Annotated in this window: 20 protein-coding genes and 1 pseudogene; 14 read left to right on the top strand and 7 right to left on the bottom strand. The window is 50.5% G+C overall.

The features are described 5' to 3' along the window. Position 1 precedes the first annotated feature (1 nt). From flgK to thpR, 4 genes are read left to right on the top strand one after another with little or no spacing between them, the layout of a single operon-like run. Positions 2 to 1,609 (top strand): flagellar hook-associated protein FlgK, encoded by a 1,608-nt coding sequence (gene flgK, locus IVG45_RS13650; RefSeq protein ID WP_196434356.1) that lies wholly within the window; start codon positions 2 to 4, stop codon positions 1,607 to 1,609. Between the two features lie 8 nt (positions 1,610 to 1,617). Next, the gene (gene flgL / locus IVG45_RS13645) at positions 1,618 to 2,523 is read left to right on the top strand and encodes a flagellar hook-associated protein FlgL (protein ID WP_196434355.1); all 906 of its coding nucleotides are present in this window, start codon (positions 1,618 to 1,620) and stop codon (positions 2,521 to 2,523) included. Positions 2,524 to 2,570: 47 nt separating this feature from the next. Further along, the gene (locus IVG45_RS13640) at positions 2,571 to 3,254 is read left to right on the top strand and encodes a peroxiredoxin family protein (RefSeq protein WP_196434354.1); all 684 of its coding nucleotides are present in this window, start codon (positions 2,571 to 2,573) and stop codon (positions 3,252 to 3,254) included. Next, on the top strand, positions 3,251 to 3,760 hold the full coding sequence (gene thpR / locus IVG45_RS13635) for an RNA 2',3'-cyclic phosphodiesterase (RefSeq protein ID WP_196434353.1): 510 nt from the start codon (positions 3,251 to 3,253) through the stop codon (positions 3,758 to 3,760). The genes IVG45_RS13640 and thpR overlap by 4 nt, the downstream gene beginning before the upstream one ends. Here thpR and mltB read toward each other — a convergent pair. The 6 genes from mltB to IVG45_RS13605 all read right to left on the bottom strand — a co-directional run bounded on the left by mltB (position 3,757) and on the right by IVG45_RS13605 (position 10,340). Beyond that, positions 3,757 to 4,746 carry a lytic murein transglycosylase B gene (mltB, locus tag IVG45_RS13630; protein ID WP_196434352.1) on the bottom strand — a complete coding sequence of 330 codons (990 nt, stop codon included), beginning with the start codon at positions 4,744 to 4,746 and terminating at the stop codon, positions 3,757 to 3,759. The genes thpR and mltB overlap by 4 nt on opposite strands. An 8-nt stretch (positions 4,747 to 4,754) precedes the next feature. Next, complete coding sequence (gene rodA, locus IVG45_RS13625; RefSeq protein WP_196434351.1) at positions 4,755 to 5,885, bottom strand: rod shape-determining protein RodA; 1,131 nt, start codon at positions 5,883 to 5,885, stop codon at positions 4,755 to 4,757. Then, positions 5,875 to 7,731, bottom strand: a complete 1,857-nt coding sequence (mrdA, locus tag IVG45_RS13620; protein WP_196434350.1) for a penicillin-binding protein 2 — start codon at positions 7,729 to 7,731, stop codon at positions 5,875 to 5,877. The genes rodA and mrdA overlap by 11 nt, the downstream gene beginning before the upstream one ends. A gap of 2 nt (positions 7,732 to 7,733) precedes the next feature. Further along, positions 7,734 to 8,225 (bottom strand): rod shape-determining protein MreD, encoded by a 492-nt coding sequence (gene mreD, locus IVG45_RS13615; RefSeq protein ID WP_196434349.1) that lies wholly within the window; start codon positions 8,223 to 8,225, stop codon positions 7,734 to 7,736. Next, complete coding sequence (mreC, locus tag IVG45_RS13610) at positions 8,212 to 9,063, bottom strand: rod shape-determining protein MreC (protein ID WP_230874853.1); 852 nt, start codon at positions 9,061 to 9,063, stop codon at positions 8,212 to 8,214. Before mreC ends, mreD begins: the two co-directional genes overlap by 14 nt. A 233-nt stretch (positions 9,064 to 9,296) precedes the next feature. After that, positions 9,297 to 10,340, bottom strand: a complete 1,044-nt coding sequence (locus IVG45_RS13605; protein ID WP_196434348.1) for a rod shape-determining protein — start codon at positions 10,338 to 10,340, stop codon at positions 9,297 to 9,299. Between the two features lie 107 nt (positions 10,341 to 10,447). Here IVG45_RS13605 and gatC point away from each other — a divergent pair, with 107 nt between their 5' ends. From gatC to IVG45_RS13555, 10 genes and pseudogenes are all read left to right on the top strand, one after another. Then, positions 10,448 to 10,735: an Asp-tRNA(Asn)/Glu-tRNA(Gln) amidotransferase subunit GatC gene (gene gatC / locus IVG45_RS13600; protein WP_196438037.1), complete on the top strand. Its 288-nt coding sequence runs from the start codon at positions 10,448 to 10,450 to the stop codon at positions 10,733 to 10,735. 8 nt (positions 10,736 to 10,743) lie between these two features. Beyond that, on the top strand, positions 10,744 to 12,195 hold the full coding sequence (gatA, locus tag IVG45_RS13595) for an Asp-tRNA(Asn)/Glu-tRNA(Gln) amidotransferase subunit GatA (RefSeq protein WP_196434347.1): 1,452 nt from the start codon (positions 10,744 to 10,746) through the stop codon (positions 12,193 to 12,195). Positions 12,196 to 12,208: 13 nt separating this feature from the next. Continuing rightward, the gene (locus tag IVG45_RS13590) at positions 12,209 to 12,811 is read left to right on the top strand and encodes a Uma2 family endonuclease (RefSeq protein ID WP_196434346.1); all 603 of its coding nucleotides are present in this window, start codon (positions 12,209 to 12,211) and stop codon (positions 12,809 to 12,811) included. Positions 12,812 to 12,830: 19 nt separating this feature from the next. Next, positions 12,831 to 14,270, top strand: a complete 1,440-nt coding sequence (gene gatB / locus IVG45_RS13585) for an Asp-tRNA(Asn)/Glu-tRNA(Gln) amidotransferase subunit GatB (protein ID WP_196434345.1) — start codon at positions 12,831 to 12,833, stop codon at positions 14,268 to 14,270. A 12-nt stretch (positions 14,271 to 14,282) separates the two neighbouring features. Further along, a pseudogene (locus IVG45_RS22895) lies at positions 14,283 to 14,454 on the top strand (DUF4160 domain-containing protein); the annotation flags it as partial. Positions 14,455 to 14,559: 105 nt separating this feature from the next. After that, positions 14,560 to 14,829 (top strand): DUF2442 domain-containing protein, encoded by a 270-nt coding sequence (locus IVG45_RS13575; RefSeq protein WP_196434344.1) that lies wholly within the window; start codon positions 14,560 to 14,562, stop codon positions 14,827 to 14,829. A gap of 745 nt (positions 14,830 to 15,574) precedes the next feature. Continuing rightward, positions 15,575 to 17,035 (top strand): P-loop ATPase, Sll1717 family, encoded by a 1,461-nt coding sequence (locus IVG45_RS13570; RefSeq protein ID WP_196434343.1) that lies wholly within the window; start codon positions 15,575 to 15,577, stop codon positions 17,033 to 17,035. Between the two features lie 1,072 nt (positions 17,036 to 18,107). Further along, positions 18,108 to 18,320, top strand: coding sequence for a hypothetical protein (locus IVG45_RS13565; protein ID WP_196434342.1), 213 nt, complete (start codon positions 18,108 to 18,110; stop codon positions 18,318 to 18,320). Between the two features lie 222 nt (positions 18,321 to 18,542). Then, complete coding sequence (locus IVG45_RS13560) at positions 18,543 to 18,890, top strand: hypothetical protein (RefSeq protein ID WP_196434341.1); 348 nt, start codon at positions 18,543 to 18,545, stop codon at positions 18,888 to 18,890. A gap of 216 nt (positions 18,891 to 19,106) precedes the next feature. After that, a complete protein-coding gene (locus IVG45_RS13555; protein WP_196434340.1) occupies positions 19,107 to 19,532 on the top strand; it encodes a DUF2721 domain-containing protein in 426 nt (141 codons plus the stop codon). Between the two features lie 115 nt (positions 19,533 to 19,647). Here IVG45_RS13555 and xdp1 read toward each other — a convergent pair whose 3' ends face one another. Next, on the bottom strand, positions 19,648 to 20,481 hold the full coding sequence (gene xdp1, locus IVG45_RS13550; protein WP_196434339.1) for an exosortase-dependent surface protein XDP1: 834 nt from the start codon (positions 20,479 to 20,481) through the stop codon (positions 19,648 to 19,650). Between the last annotated feature and the right edge of the window lie 157 nt (positions 20,482 to 20,638).

The following is a 20,638-nucleotide window of genomic DNA, read 5'->3' as shown; positions in this document are numbered from 1 at the left end:
TATGTCAATCGGTCTATTAAATACAGCATTATCCGGACTGGCGGCGTTTCAGCGCTCCCTGGAAACCACCAGCAATAACATCAGCAACGTTAACACCGAAGGTTATAGCCGGCAAAGAGCGGAGTTGGCTACCCGTCCGGAACAATATACCGGTAGCGGTTATGTGGGCACCGGCGTAAGTGTGGTCAATATTACCCGCAGCTATGATCAGTTCATAACGGGGCAAGTCCGTGCCAGCACCTCGGCATTTTCGGAAGTGGATAGCTATCATTCACTCGCTTCGGAAATCGATAATATGCTTGCCAATGAATCGACAGGCCTGTCATCTTCCATGAAGACATTTTTCAACGCCGTCAATGATGTCGCTAACGACCCCAGTTCGATTCCAATCAGAAATATTCTGTTGAGCGAGTCCGATGCGATCGCTAACCAGTTCAATACCTTGGGTGCGCGTCTGGAGGAGATTGAAAAGCAGGTCAGCAACAATCTGGAGTTGGGCGTCAAGGACTTGAACAATTATGCAGCCTCCATTGCCAAGCTGAATGTGCAAATTGTTGATGACATTGGCCGTGCCGGCGGCAAGCAGATGCCGAACGAGTTGCTGGATCAGCGCGATGAATTGCTCAGAAAAATCGCCGAAAAAGTTGATGTGTCGGTGGTTGGCCAAGCCGACGGTTCGGTTAGCGTTTTCATCGGTCAAGGGCAGCCTTTGGTGCAAGGCAACTATGCCTCGACATTGGTGGCGCAAGCTTCCACGACTGACCCTTTGCGTCAGGAAATTATGATTAACGGGCAGAATATTTCCTCAAGACTTTCCGGTGGCGAAATCTCCGGCAACTTGCGTTTTCGTGATGAAGTGCTCGATCCGGCTCGGCGGCAACTGGGCGCATTGGCGGCTGGGTTGTCGCTACAGTTTAACGATTTGCATAAACAAGGATATGATTTAAACGGTACGCAAGGTGTAGCATTGTTTAACTTGGATGTTGGAAGCAGTATTTCGGTTTCCGGCGGTTCAAGCGGTACTGTGACCGCGACTTATCGAGCGCCCGCGGCTGGAGAAAGTTTGCAAGCCAGTGACTATTCGTATGACGCGGACACCGGCATATTGACTCGGTTGAGCGATAACGCGGCGGTGAATGCGGCCGACGAAGGGTTTGATATTGATACCAGCGCTGCTGTCGCCGGCGAAAAATATTTAATCCGTCCAGCTTTTTATGCAGCGCAAAGTCTTAAAACCGAAATCACCGATCCCAGGAAAATTGCTGCGGCCCAGGATCCTGCCGCTATTCCAGGCGACAATCGCAACGCCTTGGCACTGGCAAATCTCGAATCTCAGGCAGTGTTGCAGAATGGTAAAAATACATTTACCCAAGTCTATGGGCAATTGGTTACCGAGGTCGGGGGCATGACCAATACCGCGCTAGTTAGTCGCTCGGCTCAAGAAGTGCTTTTGGAACAAGCAACCTCTGCCAGGGAAAACCTATCGGGTGTCAATCTTGACGAAGAAGCGGCAAACTTAATTAAATTTCAAAACTCGTATCAGGCAGCCGCGCAGTCTGTTTCAGTGGCGCGATCACTGTTTGATACCTTGATTAGTGCGGTCCGCTAGGAGGACTTATGCGCATTTCAACTTCATGGCAATTTCATGTGGGCGTCACTCAGATGCAGAATCAGCAAAGTAAGTTGACGGACACGCAATTGAAAATGGCTACCGGGAAAAAGTATCTGACGCCGTCGGAAAATCCACAGGCGGCTGCCAGTCTGATCGATTTCAATCAACGGATCAAAGTTTATCAGCAACATCAGGACAACATTGGTGTGGTTCGGCAACGGTTGGAACAAGAAAATAGTGCTATCGATGCTGGCCTGGATGTTGTTATGCAAATTCGGGATTTGGCGCTGCAGAGTTTTAATGACCTCAATCAAGGAACCAACAGAGAGCAAATTGCTGGTGAGATTGAACAATTAAAGGATCAATTGCTGTCAATCGCCAATACGCAAAATCCTAACGGCGAGTATATTTTTTCCGGCTATGCTAGCGACAAGCCGGCTTTCGGCCCTAGTCCGACTTATACGCCTCCTACGGGTGCCGCGCAGCGCAGTCTAGCCATAGGTCCGGCGCGAACCATGACTGATGGCGATATCGGAGAATCGGTTTTTGGCGTGGTGGATACGTCTTCGCCAGCAGCCGGTAATATCTCTAATATTTTTCAGGCCATCGATCAATTAACCACCGATTTGAGAAACAACGCTCCCCAAAATGCTTCATTGACCGATTTGGATAACGCCCTGAATCTGATGAGTAATGCTCAGGTATCGGTTGGAGCTAGACTGAATACGCTGGATGTGCAGGAAAGCCTGAACGAGGATTTTATCATCGATCACAAGGCCATCGTTTCCGAAATCGGCGATCTGGATTATGCCGAGGCCATCAGTAATTTCAACCTGCAGGATGTAGCCTTGAAAGCCGCGCAACAAACGTTTACCAAGGTGCAAAATCTTTCGTTGTTCAATTATTTGTAAATCATTAAGGGTTTAGGGAGCTTAGTCTTCCGAGATGCATTGGTTCGATGAATCCTGTGAGCAAGGCGAAAATAGGTTGTTTGCCCCCCGATTTATCGGTGTCTGGCTGGGTGCAAGGTGAAGCTACCAATTTTGAGAAATTGGCTGGCCGGGTAGTGTTGGTGGAAATGTTTCAGGTCAATTGCCCTGGTTGTTTTTTATACTCGTTGCCGCAAGCAATCGATTTGCATCAACGCTATGCCGATCAGGGGTTGGCGGTATTGGCCGTAGCCACCGCATTCGAGGATTTCGATAAAAATACGCTGCAAAACTTGGTGAGTCTGACCGAAACCGGTCAATTGATTGGCGAGACTTTACGCGTGCTGACCGAGCAGGGGCAAACACGGAATGGCCGCTGGCGGTATCGTCTACCATTCCCGGTAGCTATGGATAGGTTGGTCAAGATGGAAAAGCCTGTTACGGACCAAGCAGTCGAACAATTTATCCAGCAAAAATTACCGGACATTGCCGCCCATTCATCCGATTATCGGCAACAAATCAGACGGCGAGTCTTGAACTATTTGCAATCGCTGGAGTTCCGCGCCGAAACATTCGAACGCTTCGATTTACAAGGCACACCCTCCCATGTCCTGGTCGATAAACAGGGTATATTACTTGCCTGCCGGTTTGGAGCTTTTCCGGAACTGGAAAGTCTGGTTCGGCAGTTGATTGCCGACCCCGTACCGGCGTGAAGCGGCTGTTTTTTGCCTTGTGGCCGGATCAAAATACCCGGCAACAATGCGGGAAAATCATTCGGATGACGCGAAGCCAGGGCAAGCCGGTGGCGGTGCATAATCTGCATGTCACTCTGGTTTTTTTAGGAGGCGTGGATGAAAGCACGCAAATTGCCGTCACACAAGCTGCATCGGCTATTATTGTTCAGCCTATGCATCTGATTTTCAATCGGTTGAGCTATTGGAAAAAACCGGCCGTGGTCTGTTTAACTGCCGAGCAATTCGAGCCGGTACTCTCGAGCTTGGTCGAGCAACTTACTGCCGCCGCTGTGCGGAACCGGATCGAGGTTGATCCGCGCCCTTATGCTCCCCATGTCACCTTGCTACGAAAAGCCCGCGCGTTACCGGAGACCGAATTCACGCCCATCGACTGGCAAGCGGATGGTTTTTGCCTGGTGGAATCCTATTCTACTCCAGCAGGGGTGGAATATCGGGTGATAGAACGCTGGGGTCTCGCCGGTTAACTCCGAAGCATTTTCTCGCGAATGGCATGGCTTAATTGATGTACTGCCATGGCATACAACGGGCTGTGATTGTAGCGGGTGATCACGTAAAAATTATGCAAGCCTAGCCACAGTTGTTCGTGGTCAAGCATGGGGTAGCTCAGTAATTTGGCATGCTCGCTATCGGCCAATTGCGCGGGGATGCCGATGCCTAGCTTGCGCAGCTGTCCGACCGGCATATCCGGTTTCACTCCTTTGTTCAGCGCTTGTTTGTAGGCATCGCCGACGGCGGTAACTTGAAAGGCAATGGGGCCGCCGCGCCGCCACTGATTGGCGACAAAATAATTGGCGACGCTGGCGATAGCATCGCCGCTGTTATGCCAAATATCACGCTTGTGGTCTTGATCGAAGTCCTTGGCATAGGCTCGATAACTGCTAGGCATGAATTGCGACAAGCCCATGGCGCCGGCATAAGAGCCCATGGGTTGTAAGGGGTCTACGTGTTCCTCGCGGCTCAATAGCAGAAAATTTTCCAGTTCCTTCAGGAAAAATTCGCTCCGAGACGGGTAGGCAAAGCCCAGTGTAGCCAGCGCATCGATGACCCGGTATTTGCCGGTGTGAGCACCGTATTTGGTTTCGACGCCGATGATGGCGATGATGATCTCGGCCGGCACTCCGTATTGCAACTCGACGGCTTTCAAAGCGGATTCGTTGTCGCGCCAGAATTGCACGCCGCCATCAATGCGGGCATCGGTCATGAATATGTCACGGTATTGATACCAGGGTTTGGCTTCCGCCGGTTTTGCCATCGCATCCAGAATCGGTTGCTGAATGTTGACGGATTGGAACAATTGCCTCAATTCGGCTTCGTTGAAATGGTGTTGTTTGACCATCTGACTAATAAAACGATTCAGCGAGTCGGTGTTGGCTAGTTCGGCCATTACCTGGTTTGAGCCAAGTAGGCTGGCGCCGAGCAGGGCAATGGTTAAAGCGGCTTTGATTTTCATGGGCTTGACTAAACGGGTAAAAGTTTGCGGTGCGTGTGTATCGACATCAGAATACCGAAACCAGCCATCAGCGTCACCATTGAGGTGCCGCCATAACTGACTAGCGGCAAGGGTACCCCAACCACCGGTAATATGCCAATCACCATGCCGATGTTGACGAATACATAAACGAAAAAGGTAAAGGCCAGACTGCCGGCCAGCAAGCGGGAATAGGTATCCTGAGCCTGCACGGCGATGTAAAAACAGCGGCTGATTACCAGCAGGTACATCAACAGCAAGCCGACGCAGCCGAACAAGCCGAACTCTTCCGCGAACACCGCAAAGATGAAGTCGGTGGAGCTCTCCGGCAAGAAATCCAGTTTAGCTTGCGTGCTGCCGAGCCAGCCCTTCCCGTTGATGCCGCCGGAACCGATGGCAATTTTGGACTGGATGATATGGTAACCGGTGCCCATCGGGTCGGCTTCGGGGTTAATAAAGGTCAGCACCCGGTTACGTTGGTACTCGCGCATAAAATGCCATAACACCGGCGTCAATGCAGCCAGGACCACCGTCGTGCCGAGCATGAACCACCAGGATAAACCGGCAAAGAACAGCACGGCCGCCCCGGAACTGGCCACCAGTAGCGAGGTGCCCAGATCCGGTTGTTTGGCGATCAGCAGCACCGGAACGGCCAGCAATAAGCCGGCAGCCAGGACATTTTTCGGTTTCGGCGGCAACGAGTGCTCGGATAAATACCAGGCTACCATCATCGGCGCGCTGATTTTGGTAAATTCGGATGGCTGAAACCGGAAAAATCCCAGATCCAGCCAACGTTGCGCGCCCATGCTGATTTGACCCATCACCGCGACCGCCAGTAGCAGCAGGACGCAGATGGAAAATAGGACAACGGAAAAACTTTGAAACTGGCGGGGATTGATATGTGCCAGCACGATCATCAACAGCATCGCCAAGCCCATGCGACTGGCGTGGCGCATCAATAATGCGACATCCTGGCTGCCGGCGCTGTATAGAATCAGGAAACTTAAGGCGCAAATCATTAAAAGGCCGAGAAACAGCGGAATATCGATATGCAGCGTTCTCAGCAGATTGCCGAGCAGTGACGGCGATTGAAACTGCTCCATACGCATTTCAGTTTTCATGGGGCGTATCCTTTTTTGGATTCAGATAGGCATTGATGATTTCACCCGCCATGGGCGCCGCCAGCGAGCCGCCATGGCCACCGTGCTCGGCTACGATTGCCACGGCGATTTTCGGATCGTGCGCCGGCGCGAAAGCGATGAATAGGGCGTGATCGCGCATTTTGAAATCAATGGCATCCTCGTTGTATTTTTCTCCCTGTTTGATACTAAATACCTGCGCCGTGCCGGTTTTGCCGGCGATTTGATAGTTGATGTTCTTGGCCAACAGCTTGGCGGTGCCGCGCGAGCCATGCACGACGTTGGTCATGGCGTACGTGATGTTATCGACGTGTTGTTTGTTCAGTGGAATTTTGCTGTCCGGTATCAATTCCGGTGGGGTGGCGTAATCCGGGGTAATGATTTCCTGCACCAGATGAGGCGTGACTACCTTGCCGTAGTTGGCTAGTATCGCGGTGGCTCTGGCCAGTTGTAATGGCGTGACTTGAGTATATCCCTGGCCGATACCGGTAATCAGTGTTTCGCCTGGGTACCAGGCCTTGTTTCGATGAGATTTTTTCCATTCCTTGGATGGCATCAAACCGCTGACTTCGCCGGCCAAATCGATACCGCTCTTTTCGCCAAAGCCGAATTTGTGCATGAATGCCGACAACCTATCGATGCCCAAAGTCAGCGCCAGATCATAAAAATACACATCGCAGGATTGGGTAATGGCATCGTTCATGTCTACCATGCCATGCCCGGTTTTTTTCCAGTCACGGTATTTATGATCGACGTTCGGTAGACGGTAGTAACCGGGACAATACAGGTGGTGGCCGAAATCGATGACGCCGTATTCCAAACCCGCCAAGGCCAAAAAGGGTTTGACGGTGGAGCCGGGCGGATATAGGCCGCGTAGGGCTCGATTATAAAGTGGTTGATCCGGCGAGTCTTGCAAGGTTTTGTATTCCTTGCCCGATATGCCGGTCACGAACGGGTTGGGGTCAAATCCTGGGCGGCTGGCAAAAACCAGTACGCCGCCGGTTTTAATGTCGATTGCCACGGCGGCGCCATTATATTCACCCAAGGCATCATAGGCGATTTTCTGCAAATCGATATCCAGGGTTAGGTAAATATTGGAGCCGGCGATGGGTTCTACCGTGGATACGGTATTGACCGCTCTGGCCTGGGCATTGGTTTCGATTTCCTCGTAGCCGGCGGTGCCGAGCAGATGCGATTCATAGGATTTTTCGATGCCGTTTTTACCGATGATGTCGGTGCCGCGATATTCCTCGGATGGTAGGGTTTTTAACTCCTGTTCGTTGATGCGGCCGACGTAGCCCACCACATGAGCGGCCAGTTCACCGTAGGGATAATGCCGAACCAGGCGGGCGTAGACATCGACGCCGGGAAAATAAGGTCTGACCACGGCAAATTTGGCCACCTCCTCATCCGATAGATTTTGCAATAACGGTGTGCTGGTAAAGGATTTATTGCGTTTTCTTTGTTTTTGGAACTGCTCGATTTTTTCGTCGGGGATGGCTAGCAGTTTTTGTAATTTGGCCAGGGTTTCGTCGAGATTATTAATCTGTTCCGGAATCAGTTCCAGGCTGTAGGTGGGCACGTTTTCCGCCAGCATACGGCCGTGGCGGTCATAGATCACGCCACGGGTCGGTGGTAATGGCGCAACCTTGATGCGATTGTCCTTGGACAGCGTGGCGTAATGCTCATGCCCGACTACCTGTAAATACACCAGTCTAGCTACCAGCCCGGCAATCATGACGATAATCAGCATGAAAGCCGCCACTATGCGACTGAGGAATACCCGGTTTTCCGCCAGTGTGTCTTTAATCGCGAATCTTCTATCCATGGTTATCCGCTGATACGCGCCAGCACTCTGACCGCGCGTAGTACCAGGAAAACCAGTGGCCATGCCAGGGTGCCGGTGATGACTGGGTACCAAAATGATAACGGTAGCCGATTGGGCGCTTGCATGCTTTCCATGCCAAAGATCAAGCTTTGTCCGCATACTAAACAGAAAAGTACGAACAGACATTGTTGCGGCAGCGGAAACTGACGTAATCGCCGATGCTCCTTGATGCTTAAAAAGCTAATCAAGGCGTAGATCAACGCGTGTTGGCCCAGCAAATGACCGGTCAGCACATCGGTCAGCAAGCCAACCCAAAATGCGGTAAACACGCCAACGCGCTCGGGCAAGGCAATGGACCAGTAAATCAAGACCAGTACGATCCAGTCCGGATTAAATTCATCCATGCCGGGGAAAAGGGACATGACCCTTAGCATCATGGCGGCAGCCAAGGTCAGAATAAAATAAATGGCGGCGAAAGGGTTATGGGCTGGCATGCTCGGCTTCCGGCTGTTCTGCCTGGGGAATGGTTTTGGGTTCGCCCAATACCACCGGCGTGGAATCACTCCAGACGATTAGAAACTCGCGGCTGGTGTCCAGTCTGGCCTTGGGGGTGGCGTAAATATTGGCGAACGATTTATCCGGGCGGGTTTCGAATTTGTCGACCACGGCAACGGGATAACCGGCTGGAAATACGCCGCCCAAACCGGACGTCACCAGCAAATCGCCGGGAACGATGTCGGCGTTATTGGCTAAAAACGGCAAATGCAGCCGATTCGGTTGGCCGGTGCCGAAAGCAATGGTTCGCAAGCCGTTACGGTTGACTTCCACCGGAATGGCGTGGTCGGGGTCGGTAATCAGCATGACTTCCGAGCTGGAAGGTAGGGCGCGAATCACCTGGCCGACGATGCCGTTGGCATCCAGTACCGGTTGTTCGGGGTGGACGCCAAAGCGCGAGCCTTTGTTGACGACTACCGTATGTTCGTAGGGCGCCAATTTTACCGAGAGCAATTCGGCGATCAAAACTTGCTCGCCCAGTTGGAAGGAGTTTTCCAATAAGACTCGCAGGCGAATATTTTCCTTTTCCAGCGTTTCCAGTTTCAGTAGTTTGGCGTCGTTGATCAGTTGGTTTTGCTTTAGACGCTGATTTTCTTTTTGCAGTTCAACATAGGAAATCACCGTGTCCGACAGCGATTTAAGGCTATCGACCGGCAGGCTGGCCAATACTTGTAACGGATAGGTAGCTAGTGACAGCACGGAACGAAGCGGGTTAAGGCGTTGTGTCCTATGATCGGTCACCAATAGTGCGATCGAGGCCAATACCGCGACTAACAGGCGTGTATTAAGTGAAGGGCCTTGGGCAAATAAGAGTTTTATGGCAAGACCTCTAGGAACAATGGAATGACAATCACGGCTATAAAAGTGCGTGTCTATGAATGGGGCTAAATACTACCATAGCAACAAATTGAGTGGATGCTGTTGCCAATCGATTGGGGTGGTAAATATTGAAAAACAGCCCGGAAACCGAGCTGTTCTTGATAAGCGTCAGTAGGGTTGGAGTCGGAGGGCTATTCCAATGAAAAGGCCGATGCGCCTTTTTTATCCAACATTTCCAGTACCATGCCGCCGCCCCTGGCGACGCAGGTTAACGGATCATCGGCGATGTAAACCGGCAGCCCGGTTTCTTCGGCAATCAGGCGGTCGATGTCTTTCAGCAAGGCACCGCCACCGGTCAAGACGATGCCTCGACTGGCGACGTCGGCGCCCAGTTCCGGCGGGGTTTGCTCCAGTGCGACCTTGACCGCGCTGACGATGCCTGATAACGGTTCCTGCAAGGCTTCCAGGATTTCGTTGCTGTTTAGCGAAAAGCTGCGCGGCACGCCCTCGGCCAGATTACGGCCGGTGACTTGCATCTCGCGCACTTCGCTGCCGGGATAGGCGGCGCCGATTTGGTGTTTGATTTTTTCGGCGGTGGCTTCGCCGATCAGCGTGCCGTAGTTGCGGCGCACATAACTGATGATGGCGTCATCGAAGCGGTCGCCGCCGATCCGTACCGAAGCCGAATAGACGATACCGTTCAACGAAATTACCGCCACTTCCGAGGTGCCGCCGCCGATGTCCAGCACCATCGAACCGTGCGCGGTATCGACCGGCAAGCCGGCGCCGACGGCGGCGGACATCGGTTCTTCGATTAAATACACTTCGCGCGCGCCGGCCATGGCTGCGGACTCACGAATGGCGCGGCGTTCCACTTGGGTAGACCCGCAAGGTACGCAGATCAGAATGCGAGGGCTGGGGCGCAGCAGTTTGTTTTCATGCACTTTTTTGATAAAAAATCGCAGCATGCGTTCGGTGACGGCGAAATCGGCAATTACGCCGTCTTTCAACGGACGAATCGCGGTGATGTTGCCGGGGGTGCGGCCCAGCATGCTCTTGGCGTCGGCGCCGATGGCCGCGATGGTTTTTTGGCCGCGCACCTTGTCTTCCTTGATAGCTACGACGGATGGTTCGTTGAGGACGATTCCTTGGCCTGGTACGTATATTAGGGTGTTTGCCGTACCCAAATCGATGGATAAATCGTTAGAAAAAAGGCCGCGAATTCGTTTGAACATGATTACACCAGAGCGCACAGAAAATCCCGCTACTTTATCAATCAAGCGGGCAGTTGGGCAAGATATAAAGTATCATAGTTTGCATTACTTAACATGGAGCTTTGATGATGTCGTTGACGGCCAGTGACGTGAAAAAAATCGCCCACCTTGCCAGGTTGGGCATTGAAGAACACCAGATAGATAGCTATGCCAAGGACTTATCCAGTATTCTGGATTTAATGACCCAAATGGGGCAATTGAATACCGACGCTGTGTCGCCGATGGCGCATCCCTTGGATCAGATGCAGCGCTTGCGCGAGGATGTTGTTACCGAAGCCGATCAACGGGAACACTTTCAAAAAATCGCCCCGCAAACCGAGGCCGGACTGTATCTGGTTCCCAAAGTTATTGAATAAGGACAGCCATGTATAACAAGACCCTTGCCGAATTGGCCGCCGGACTGCGCGGCAAACAATTTTCCAGCGTGGAGTTGACGCAAAGTTTTTTGAGCCGAATTAAACAGCACGAAACCTTGAACGCCTTTATCACGGTTTGTGAAGACAGCTCATTGCAACAGGCGCGGGCGGCCGATCAATTATTGGCCGCCGGTAGTGGCGCGGCATTAACCGGAATTCCTGTCGCCCAAAAAGATATTTTTTGTACTCTAGGTGCTAAAACCAGCTGCGGCTCTAAAATGCTGGATAACTTCATTGCCCCTTACGACGCGACCGTGGTTGATCATTTCAACCAAACCGGTGCGGTGATGCTGGGCAAATTGAACATGGACGAGTTTGCGATGGGCTCATCCAACGAGAACAGCTTCTACGGCCCGGTGCGCAACCCCTGGGACACCGACTGCGTACCCGGTGGTTCTTCGGGCGGTTCGGCGGCGGCTATCGCCGCGCGTTTGGCGCCGGCGGCAACCGGTACCGATACCGGTGGTTCCATTCGTCAGCCGGCGGCTTTTTGCGGTATCACCGGCTTGAAACCGACTTACGGCCGGGTATCGCGTTACGGCATGATCGCTTATGCATCCAGTCTGGATCAAGGCGGGCCGATGGCGCGTAGCGCCGAAGACGCCGCCTTGTTGATGCAAGTCATGGCCGGCTTCGACCCCAAGGATTCCACCAGCGTCGACCAGCCGGTGCCGGATTACAGCGCCGGCCTGAACGACAGCCTGCAAGGCTTGAAAATTGGCTTGCCGAAACAGTTTTTCAGCGCCGAACTCGACAGCCAAATGGCGGCGGCGATTCACGCCGCAGTGGACGAATACCGTAAACTGGGCGCCGAAGTTAAAGAAGTGGACATGCCTAACCTGAATCTGGCGATTCCGGCTTATTACGTGATCGCCTCGGCTGAATGTTCCTCCAATCTGTCGCGTTACGACGGCGTGCGCTTCGGCTACCGCTGCCAAAATCCGGAAGATTTGACCGACCTCTACACCCGTTCGCGCGGCGAAGCTTTCGGCGCCGAAGTCAAACGGCGGATTCTGATGGGCACCTATGCGCTGTCCGCCGGTTATTACGATGCCTATTATTTAAAGGCGCAACAAGTGCGCCGCCTGATCAGCGACGATTTCAAACGCGCTTTGTCGGAAGTCGATGTGCTGATGGGGCCGGTTTCGCCCGGCACCGCGTTCCGTATCGGCGAAAAGACCAGCGACCCCGTCCAGATGTATTTGGAGGATATTTACACCATCGCCATCAATCTGGCCGGTTTGCCGGCGATGTCGATTCCGGCCGGATTCGTCGACGGCAAACCGGTGGGTTTGCATGTGATCGGCAACTACTTCAGTGAAGCCAAGTTGTTGAATATCGGGCACCGCTATCAGCAAGTCACCGGCTGGCACCTGCAAATACCAAAAGGCTACGAATAGCACGGGAGGCAACATGGCGCCTATCACGCAATTATCGCAACTCGACCCCAACGGTACCTACAGCTATGCCGATTATTTGACTTGGCAGCTCGAAGAATCGGTCGAGCTGATCAAGGGCAAGATCATGGCGATGTCGCCGGCACCAAATGTCAAGCATCAAAGGATCGCGCTTAAGTTACTGCGGCCGATTGACAACTACTTCTTGCGCAAAAGCTGTGAAGTCTTTATTGCCCCCTTCGACGTCAAACTTTACGACCGCCGCAAATCGCTACTGAAAAATGGCGAAGCCTTTAGCGTCGTGCAGCCCGATCTGTGCGTGATCTGCGACAAGGACAAACTGACTGAACAAGGCTGCGATGGCGCGCCGGACTGGATCATCGAAGTCTTGTCGCCCGGCAATAGCCGCAAAGAAGTCCGCCTGAAATTCGATTTATACGAAGAAAGCGGCGTCAGTGAATATTGGTTGGTATTTCCCTACGAACAAATCGTGCAGCAATTCGTGCTGGACGAGCACGGTAAATACCAATTGCGCGCACTGTACCCCGGCAACGAAATCGCCATTCCGCATTTATTCCCCGACCTGCAAATCGACCTGAACGACGTTTTTGCCGAATAAGCTATAAAGGAAACCAAGAATGAACTCACAATGGGAAGCCGTCATCGGCCTGGAAATCCACACCCAACTCTCCACCAAATCCAAAATCTTCTCCGGCGCCGCTACCACTTACGGCGCCGAACCCAACACCCAAGCTTGCGCGGTCGATCTGGGTTTGCCCGGCGTATTGCCGGTGTTGAATAAAGATGCAGTGCGCAAGGCCGTGACCTTCGGCCTGGCCATCGACGCCGAAATCGCCCCGCACTCGGTGTTTGCCCGTAAAAACTACTTCTACCCGGATTTACCGAAAGGCTACCAGATCAGCCAGTTCGAATTGCCCATCGTCGGCAACGGCCATCTGGACATCGACGTCGACGGCGAGACTAAACGCATCGGCATCACCCGCGCTCACTTGGAAGAGGACGCCGGCAAATCCTTGCACGAAGACTTCCATGGCCTGACCGGTATCGACCTCAACCGCGCCGGCACGCCGCTGCTGGAAATCGTCTCCGAACCGGATATGCGTTCCGCCAAGGAAGCCGTGGCCTACATGCGCAAGCTGCACGAACTGGTACGTTATCTGGAAATCTGCGACGGCAACATGCAGGAAGGCTCGTTCCGCTGCGACGCCAACGTCTCGGTGCGCCCCAAAGGCCAAAAAGAATTCGGTACCCGCGCCGAAATCAAGAACATCAACTCCTTCCGTTTCGTCGAAAAAGCCATCAACTACGAAATCGAACGCCAAATCGACTTGATCGAGGGCGGCGGCAAAGTTGTCCAGGAAACCCGGCTTTACGATGCCAACAAGGACGAAACCCGCTCCATGCGCAGCAAGGAAGAAGCCAACGACTACCGCTACTTCCCCGATCCCGACCTGTTGCCGGTATTGATCGAAGAATCCTTGAAAACCGAAATCCGCGCCACGCTGCCGGAATTGCCGGCCGCCAAGAAACAGCGTTTTCTCGATCAATACGGCCTGGACAACGAAAGCGCCTCCACGCTGACTTCGTCGCGCGAACTGGCTGACTTTTACGAAGCCGTAGTGGAACAATCCGGCGGCGAAGCCAAATTGGCAGGCAACTGGCTAACCGGGGACGTGCTGGGCGCTTTGAACAAAGCAAGCCTTGAAATCGCCGATTGCCCGGTCAGCGCCGAACGTTTGGCAGGCCTGTTAAAACGCATCGCCGACAACACCATCTCCGGCAAGATCGCCAAGCAGGTGTTTGAAAAACTGTGGAACGGCACGGCAACCGCGGATGAAATCATCGAGCAGGAAGGCCTGAAGCAAATCACCGACACCGGCGCGATCGAAGCCATCGTCGACAAAGTGATTGCCGCAAACCCTGGTCCGGTCGAGCAATATCGGGCAGGTAAAGACAAGGCGCTGATGGCGCTGGTCGGCCAAGTCATGAAGGAAACCCAAGGCAAGGCCAATCCTGGGGAAGTGAATAAGATGCTGATTGAGAAGGTGAAGGGGTAATGATTGTGACCGATAAACCTACGTTTTTCCGGTCTGTCTAAATTTGCCGATCATGCCTGTAATCTCGTATTTTTTCGGCATTTACATCATGACGATCATAATCCACCACATTTCCATGTCGAATATCAGGGCCACGAAGCGCTGATTGGTATCGAAAACGGAAGGCAGTCTGCCAAACAAGGCCGTTAAACTGGTTCGAGATTGGGTTAAGGAGCACCAACAGGAACTCATGAACGATTGGCAACTTGCAGTCCAGCTAAAACCTTGCAACGCATCGCCGGAGCCGACAATGATTAAAATCGTTCACGCCGAACATATTGGTAACAAAATCATACGTCTGCAATTTTCAGATCATTCCTGGGGCGATTACGATCTTCAGCCCTTGATCGACAAACGAACCGAATTGGTCATCCCGCTACAGGACAATACATATTTTTCGCAGTTTTTTCTGGAATTGGGCGCTCTGTGCTGGAAAAACGGTTTGGAGTTGAGTCCGGGCAGTCTTTGCAGGAAATTGCAAGAACAAGGTAGATTGCATGCTGGGTCGGAGGCGGCTTAACTTGTGTCGCTATCGCGACGGATTGATTTTTTAAGTCGGTTTCACGAAAAACATCCTTGTTTTTCGTACTGAGGGTGCAGCGCATGCAAATCGGCAATCCTGCCGATTTGTCCCGTCGAATACCCACAGGGCGCAAGAGCTCCGATGCTCGGCGCGGCAAACGGGACCCAAACTGTCCCGGAGTTAAAACTGGTTTAGTTGTAAATTGGACGAATCATGCTTGCCTATAGGATGCAGCCGACGTAAGGAGGCGCATCGGTCGCGATTGATGCGTTTCACTCCGTTCAGTACATCCTACCGAGCCTGCTGCGAGAGATAAATTAGAAAAATTGGAATCGGCTATATTGAAGTCGGTTCTCGCACCGACAGGCGAGATACTTTTCTTTGCTTGTCCAAAGAAAAGTATCCAAAAGAAAAGACACCCGGATGCCGCTTATTCCCTGCGCTCCTCGCTTTTGTAAAGGGTCGACAGAAGGGGCTCCCTGCCCCTCTGCCGACGTGCGGCATCCATTCCGCACCCCTGCGGGCTATTCTCTACAAAAGCTCCGGTGCTCGGCGCGGCAAACGGGACAAAAACCATCCCGGATTTGAAACTGGTTTAATTGTAAAACAGACGAATTGCGCTTGCTTGTAGGAACACAAAGTTATTGACCACATTTTTTGTGATTGATCGTTTTACAACATAAAGCATATTACCGTACCATACAGCATTCATTACTATTCATAAGATTTTTAAGGGGCAATAATGGATTTACAAGGAATATCTTTTGGTGACCGCGTTGCTGAAAATGAAGCAGATAAATTATCTACTTACTTTGTAAAAACAGAACAATGGGAGTCGCTAAAGAATGGTGAAGTAGATGTGGTATTTGGCCCTAAAGGTTCTGGGAAAAGTGCGCTTTATACTTTACTTTTAAATCAAGATAACTTGTTCCCTGATCAAAATATTATTTTAATTTCTGCTGAAAAACCAACTGGAAAACCAGTTTTTTCAGACATAACGAGCGAACCTCCGACCAGTGAAAATGAGTTTGTAACTCTTTGGAAAATTTACATCTGCCAGTTAATCACTAGCAAATTACTTGAAAAAAATCTGTGCACCGATGAAGCCAAATATGTTGCAGATAAACTAAGGGAAGCCGGACTCATTGACGATCAAAATACTTTACAAAAATTGGTTAACAAAGCCTTACGTTTCGCAAAACGACTTTTAGATATAGAATCGATTGAAGGAGGAGCAAACACAGAAGGCCTTACTGGAAAAATTACTTTTCGCACCCCCTCGGATGAACTTGAGAAGAAAGGCTACGCCTCAGTTGACGAACTTATAGAGAAGCTAAACCACTACCTTAAAAAGGTTCAACTAAATACATGGATTTTATTTGACAGGCTTGACGTTGCCTTTGATCAGTCGTTAGATCTTGAAAAAAATGCACTAAGAGCATTATTTAAAGCATATAGAGACGTTGAAGAGCATACAAATATTAGGCTCAAAATATTTCTACGAGATGACATATGGAAAAGAATTACTAATGAGGGTTTTCGTGAGGCTAGCCACATCACTAGAACAACCACAATTTCATGGTCAGATAGGAACTTAAAAAACCTTATTATTTCTCGAAGCTTAGATAATAATAAAATATTAGAATATTACAAGGTTGATAGAAACGAAATATTAAGCGACTACAATCAACAGGAAGAATTCTATTACAAACTATTTCCTAGGCAAGTTGATACCGGAGAGAGACAATCAGATACATTTAACTGGATTAAGAGCAGAGTTAAAGATGGTTTGAATAATGTGGCTCCTCGCGAGCTAATTCACTTTTATAACGAAGCTATAGCAAATGAGAGAAAGGAGCAGAATATAGGAAATCATTACGTAGAGGCGCCTAATCTAATAAGCCGACAGGCTATCAAGAATGCAACTAATGAAGTTTCAAAAGTACGGACAGAACAGACCATATTCGCGGAACATCCAGAATTAAGAGGTTATGTTATGGCTTTGGAAAACTCTAAAGCTGAGCATAATATACAAACATTATCGAGCATATGGAGCATTGATGAAAAAAAGTGCGAAGAAATCGCTAATGCTTTATCTGAAATAGGATTCTTTGAACTCAAACCTGCAAAAACAGAAAAACTATATAAGATTCCATTTTTATATCGATATTATCTAGAAATATCTCAAGGCAAAGCATTTTAATCTTGCTCTGTATAAAAATCAGCCAGGTAGAGTATGCATCGCATACATAATTCCAAGCCTCGACAATATAATAATTTCAACAAGGTACGCGATGCGTACCCTACATCGATTCACCACGAATTTCGGGATGGTTTTCTCCCGTATGTCGCGCTGAGCACCGGAGCTTTTGAACGGTTCAGCCCGGCAGGGGCGATGCAGGGATGTATCGCGTTGACGACGGGGCCGGGAAGTCATGTAGGGTATGCATCGCATACCTAATTCAAAGTCTCGACGTAAGCGATCCATAAACCCCATCTACCCCGCTCATTTCAATCCGTTAATATAGCCGCGTAGGTCCGATTAGCGAAGCGTAATCGGACGAATGAATTGAATTAATAGAATCTCTATTTCCGAAATTTCGGAGAGGAAATATTGTGGGGTGGTGTTTATCGAACTGTTTGGAATACTAAACATCCGTCCGATTACGCTTCGCTAATCGGACCTACGTTTTTAGAATGTTTTTGAATTTGCGATGGTTTTTCTCCCGTAATGCCGCACCGAGCACCGGAGTCTTTGAACGGTTTAGCCCGACAGGGGCGATGCAGCTCGCGTAGGTCCGATTAGCGAAGCGTAATCGGACGAATGAATTGAATTAATAGAATCTCTATTTCCGAAATTTCGGAGAGGAAATATTGTGGGGTGGTGTTTATCGAACTGTTTGGAATACTAAACATCCGTCCGATTACGCTTCGCTAATCGGACCTACGTTTTTAGAATGTTTTTGAATTTGCGATGGTTTTTCTCCCGTTATGCCGCACCGAGCACCGGAGCTTTTGCACGGTTTAGCTCGACAGGGGCGATGCAGGGATGCATCGTGTTTTGGCCAACGAAGACAAGTTACTAGCCCGCCGGTGCGAGAACCGGCTTTACAGAGTTGTCGCCATGGCGACAACTCACAACTCCCCGTCAAAAAAATATCGCCCAACTGCTTTTAGGGGGTAACTGTATGAATTAAAATAGAAAAACAACTTATGCATGCCGCTTGCTTGATCATGTTCGAAAGCATATAGAACATGGAACGAGGAGAGCCGCCATGAAAACCTCAAATCATAGACATGAAAATCAAATCGTTCACGCCGCATTTTTGGATGCATTGAGCGGTGAATTTATTGCCCGCACCGGTTGCGGCGCCTATGTTTACTTGAATCCGGTCGATATTCATCGGATGTTCAACGAGTTTCAAAACCGTGGCACGCCGGTTCGCGATTATGTCAAACAAGTGGTAAAAGCCTTTTTAGCGGCCTGAACATTGTGAGTCACGCATATTTATACTGGCTCCCAATCTCTCCAGGCTGGAAATTAAAGCTTCCAAGCCGCATACCGAGGCCGTAAAGGGAAATGTGCGCAGATATGTGTTTGCTGTCTCGGGTATTTTGCGCACCGTTTTCTACTTGTCGGCATCCGCGCAATCGATTAGGCATTGCGCTTCCAGCCGGAATTGACGAGAATCCCAAATAAAGGAGTGGCTATGAAACTGAAAAAAACGTGGTTATTGGGGCTTGCGCTGGTTTTGGCCGGTTGCGGGCATGGCTTCGAGGGTGAATACAATGAACAGGTTGGTTCATCCGTTGAAATTTTGAACGCTTTTGCCCAAGTGGCGGGCGGCAGAACTCTGTTCATAGGCCCCGATTACATTGATGCGGACGGCATCCGCACCGACTTCAAGGATATTTTTGTCCGTGAGTCGGGTAGCCAGAAATATCTGGTTTTTAAAAAGGACGATGATACCGAAGAAGCATGGAAGATCGAAGATAACGATACTCTGATTCAGGGCGGTGGCTTGGTTTCCATCAAGCTGAAGCGCATCAAAAAATAATCCTGTATTTGTGGGCTCCGCTTCTTGGGAATAAAAACCGCTTATCGGGTTGATGGAGTTATCCCGCAAGTCTCTGATTCCCAGATAATTTTCGGCGCGCAGGTTGGCGAGCTAAAAGACCTGGGGTAGTCAAAAATCCTGGCATGCTTGGCTTAAAATACTCCGCGCGGTATCGATACCGTAATGATAGCCATATCCCCGTAAACTCATCTGATCATGACTCCTATCACCGATATTCCAACCGTTTCACTGGCGATACAACAGGCCGTGGCGCCAGTGTTTCTATTGACCGGCATTGGTTCCATTCTGGGGGTACTTACCAGTCGTTTGGGGCGTGCGATTGATCGCGGTAGGCGCTTGAACGAAATGACGGCGGAACGGATGCGGACAAGCAGTCATGAGGAAATTCGGACTTTGTCGAAGCGGACGCGCTGGATTCGGCGTGCCATCAGTTTGTGCACGCTGTCCGCGTTATGTGTTTGTCTGTCGATAGCCTCGCTGTTTGTGGCCGTGCAGCTGGGTGTCGATTTATCCAGTGTGGTGTCCTTATTGTTTATCGCTGCGATGCTGGCATTGATATGCGGATTATTGTGCTTTCTTCGCGAAATTGCGTTGGCGACCAAGGTGGTGGATAGCCCATGATTCGTCGTCTTGTTCTATTGGGCGAGTGATGGATGAGGTTTTTGTAAGGTGTAGGGATAAAAAAACCGCCTTCCGGTTTTCCGGGTAGGCGGTTTTGGATTTGGACAGAACCGAATTAAGCGCTGATTTTGCAATCAGACTCGACAAGTTGGTTTTTGCGAGTTATCCGCCAGCCTAGTAGGCCGCCAGTCAATAGTATTAGGCTGGAGGGTTCTGGGACACTGCCGCTAGGTGGGGGAGGGGCTGTTTTGCCGGTCAAGCCGGAGATTTTGAAGTAATCATTACCGAAATTACCGTCGTAGGAATTACAAGATGAAGCGCAGCTAGTGTAAGCACTGACTAACCAATAGCTGGACGATACGTTTGTCGGATTGATCAGCGCAGAAGGTGAAATGCTTGGGTTGGCTGTTGTGTTTAAGTCCATATAGTGACCGATAAATTGCCAGCCGCTGCTTAGTAGGTCGGTAATCGATTTGCCAGTAATGTTATCAGGGGTAGTCATGCTGCCATTTTGACCGGTATAAGCCAGTACTGAAATGTCGGCATCGGTGTATTTCCAGCCGATCGATAGAGATGTTAAGGTTATGCTCTGGTTAAAGGCAAATACCGCCGCATCGACATCACCCGCGGGCTTCTCGTCAGTTGAATTGCCGTCGTTGTCAAAGGCGTGATTAGGTGCGCTGCCAAAGTCTCCGTCTTCGAGGCTGGTTACGCCTATGCCGCCGCTCCAAGACCCCAGTGTGCCGGTTTCAAATCTATCGGGATTGGTAGCATCGTCAGTGGTTGAATAAGCTTTTACGATCACTGAGCCTGAACCGGGAGAGCCTTGAAAGGTTCCTTGGGTTCCATAATTGGTTTGAGATGCTGTTGTGAAACTCCAGTTAAGTGTTGCTTGCGCCGGCAAGGGGGCTAGCACTAATGCTGGTAATAACATGTAAAATTTAAACATGAAGAGTCCCTCTTAGAATTTCAGGGTAAGTCATTAATAACTGACCGTATTTTCGCAGTCTGACAATAAATCGCCATTGTACGGAAGTGCAGAGCGATTACTTAATTGCAGTCCTAAGCTTACATCAACACGGATTGGAATTCTAAAAGCATTTCTT

The sequence above is a fragment of the Methylomonas sp. LL1 genome (assembly GCF_015711015.1).
In the GTDB taxonomy this organism is placed as follows: domain Bacteria; phylum Pseudomonadota; class Gammaproteobacteria; order Methylococcales; family Methylomonadaceae; genus Methylomonas.
This window is presented reverse-complemented; position numbering and strand designations above follow the sequence as displayed.

Excerpts from the sequence above, each read along its gene's own strand:
- flgK (WP_196434356.1), top strand. The coding sequence starts at position 2 with ATGTCAATCGGTCTATTAAATACAGCATTATCCGGACTGGCGGCGTTT.
- flgL (WP_196434355.1), top strand. The coding sequence starts at position 1,618 with ATGCGCATTTCAACTTCATGGCAATTTCATGTGGGCGTCACTCAGATG.
- IVG45_RS13640 (WP_196434354.1), top strand. The coding sequence starts at position 2,571 with ATGAATCCTGTGAGCAAGGCGAAAATAGGTTGTTTGCCCCCCGATTTA.
- mltB (WP_196434352.1), bottom strand. The coding sequence starts at position 4,746 with ATGAAAATCAAAGCCGCTTTAACCATTGCCCTGCTCGGCGCCAGCCTA.
- rodA (WP_196434351.1), bottom strand. The coding sequence starts at position 5,885 with ATGAAAACTGAAATGCGTATGGAGCAGTTTCAATCGCCGTCACTGCTC.
- mrdA (WP_196434350.1), bottom strand. The coding sequence starts at position 7,731 with ATGGATAGAAGATTCGCGATTAAAGACACACTGGCGGAAAACCGGGTA.
- mreD (WP_196434349.1), bottom strand. The coding sequence starts at position 8,225 with ATGCCAGCCCATAACCCTTTCGCCGCCATTTATTTTATTCTGACCTTG.
- IVG45_RS13605 (WP_196434348.1), bottom strand. The coding sequence starts at position 10,340 with ATGTTCAAACGAATTCGCGGCCTTTTTTCTAACGATTTATCCATCGAT.
- gatC (WP_196438037.1), top strand. The coding sequence starts at position 10,448 with ATGTCGTTGACGGCCAGTGACGTGAAAAAAATCGCCCACCTTGCCAGG.
- gatA (WP_196434347.1), top strand. The coding sequence starts at position 10,744 with ATGTATAACAAGACCCTTGCCGAATTGGCCGCCGGACTGCGCGGCAAA.
- IVG45_RS13590 (WP_196434346.1), top strand. The coding sequence starts at position 12,209 with ATGGCGCCTATCACGCAATTATCGCAACTCGACCCCAACGGTACCTAC.
- gatB (WP_196434345.1), top strand. The coding sequence starts at position 12,831 with ATGAACTCACAATGGGAAGCCGTCATCGGCCTGGAAATCCACACCCAA.
- IVG45_RS13575 (WP_196434344.1), top strand. The coding sequence starts at position 14,560 with ATGATTAAAATCGTTCACGCCGAACATATTGGTAACAAAATCATACGT.
- IVG45_RS13570 (WP_196434343.1), top strand. The coding sequence starts at position 15,575 with ATGGATTTACAAGGAATATCTTTTGGTGACCGCGTTGCTGAAAATGAA.
- IVG45_RS13565 (WP_196434342.1), top strand. The coding sequence starts at position 18,108 with ATGAAAACCTCAAATCATAGACATGAAAATCAAATCGTTCACGCCGCA.
- IVG45_RS13560 (WP_196434341.1), top strand. The coding sequence starts at position 18,543 with ATGAAACTGAAAAAAACGTGGTTATTGGGGCTTGCGCTGGTTTTGGCC.
- IVG45_RS13555 (WP_196434340.1), top strand. The coding sequence starts at position 19,107 with ATGACTCCTATCACCGATATTCCAACCGTTTCACTGGCGATACAACAG.
- xdp1 (WP_196434339.1), bottom strand. The coding sequence starts at position 20,481 with ATGTTTAAATTTTACATGTTATTACCAGCATTAGTGCTAGCCCCCTTG.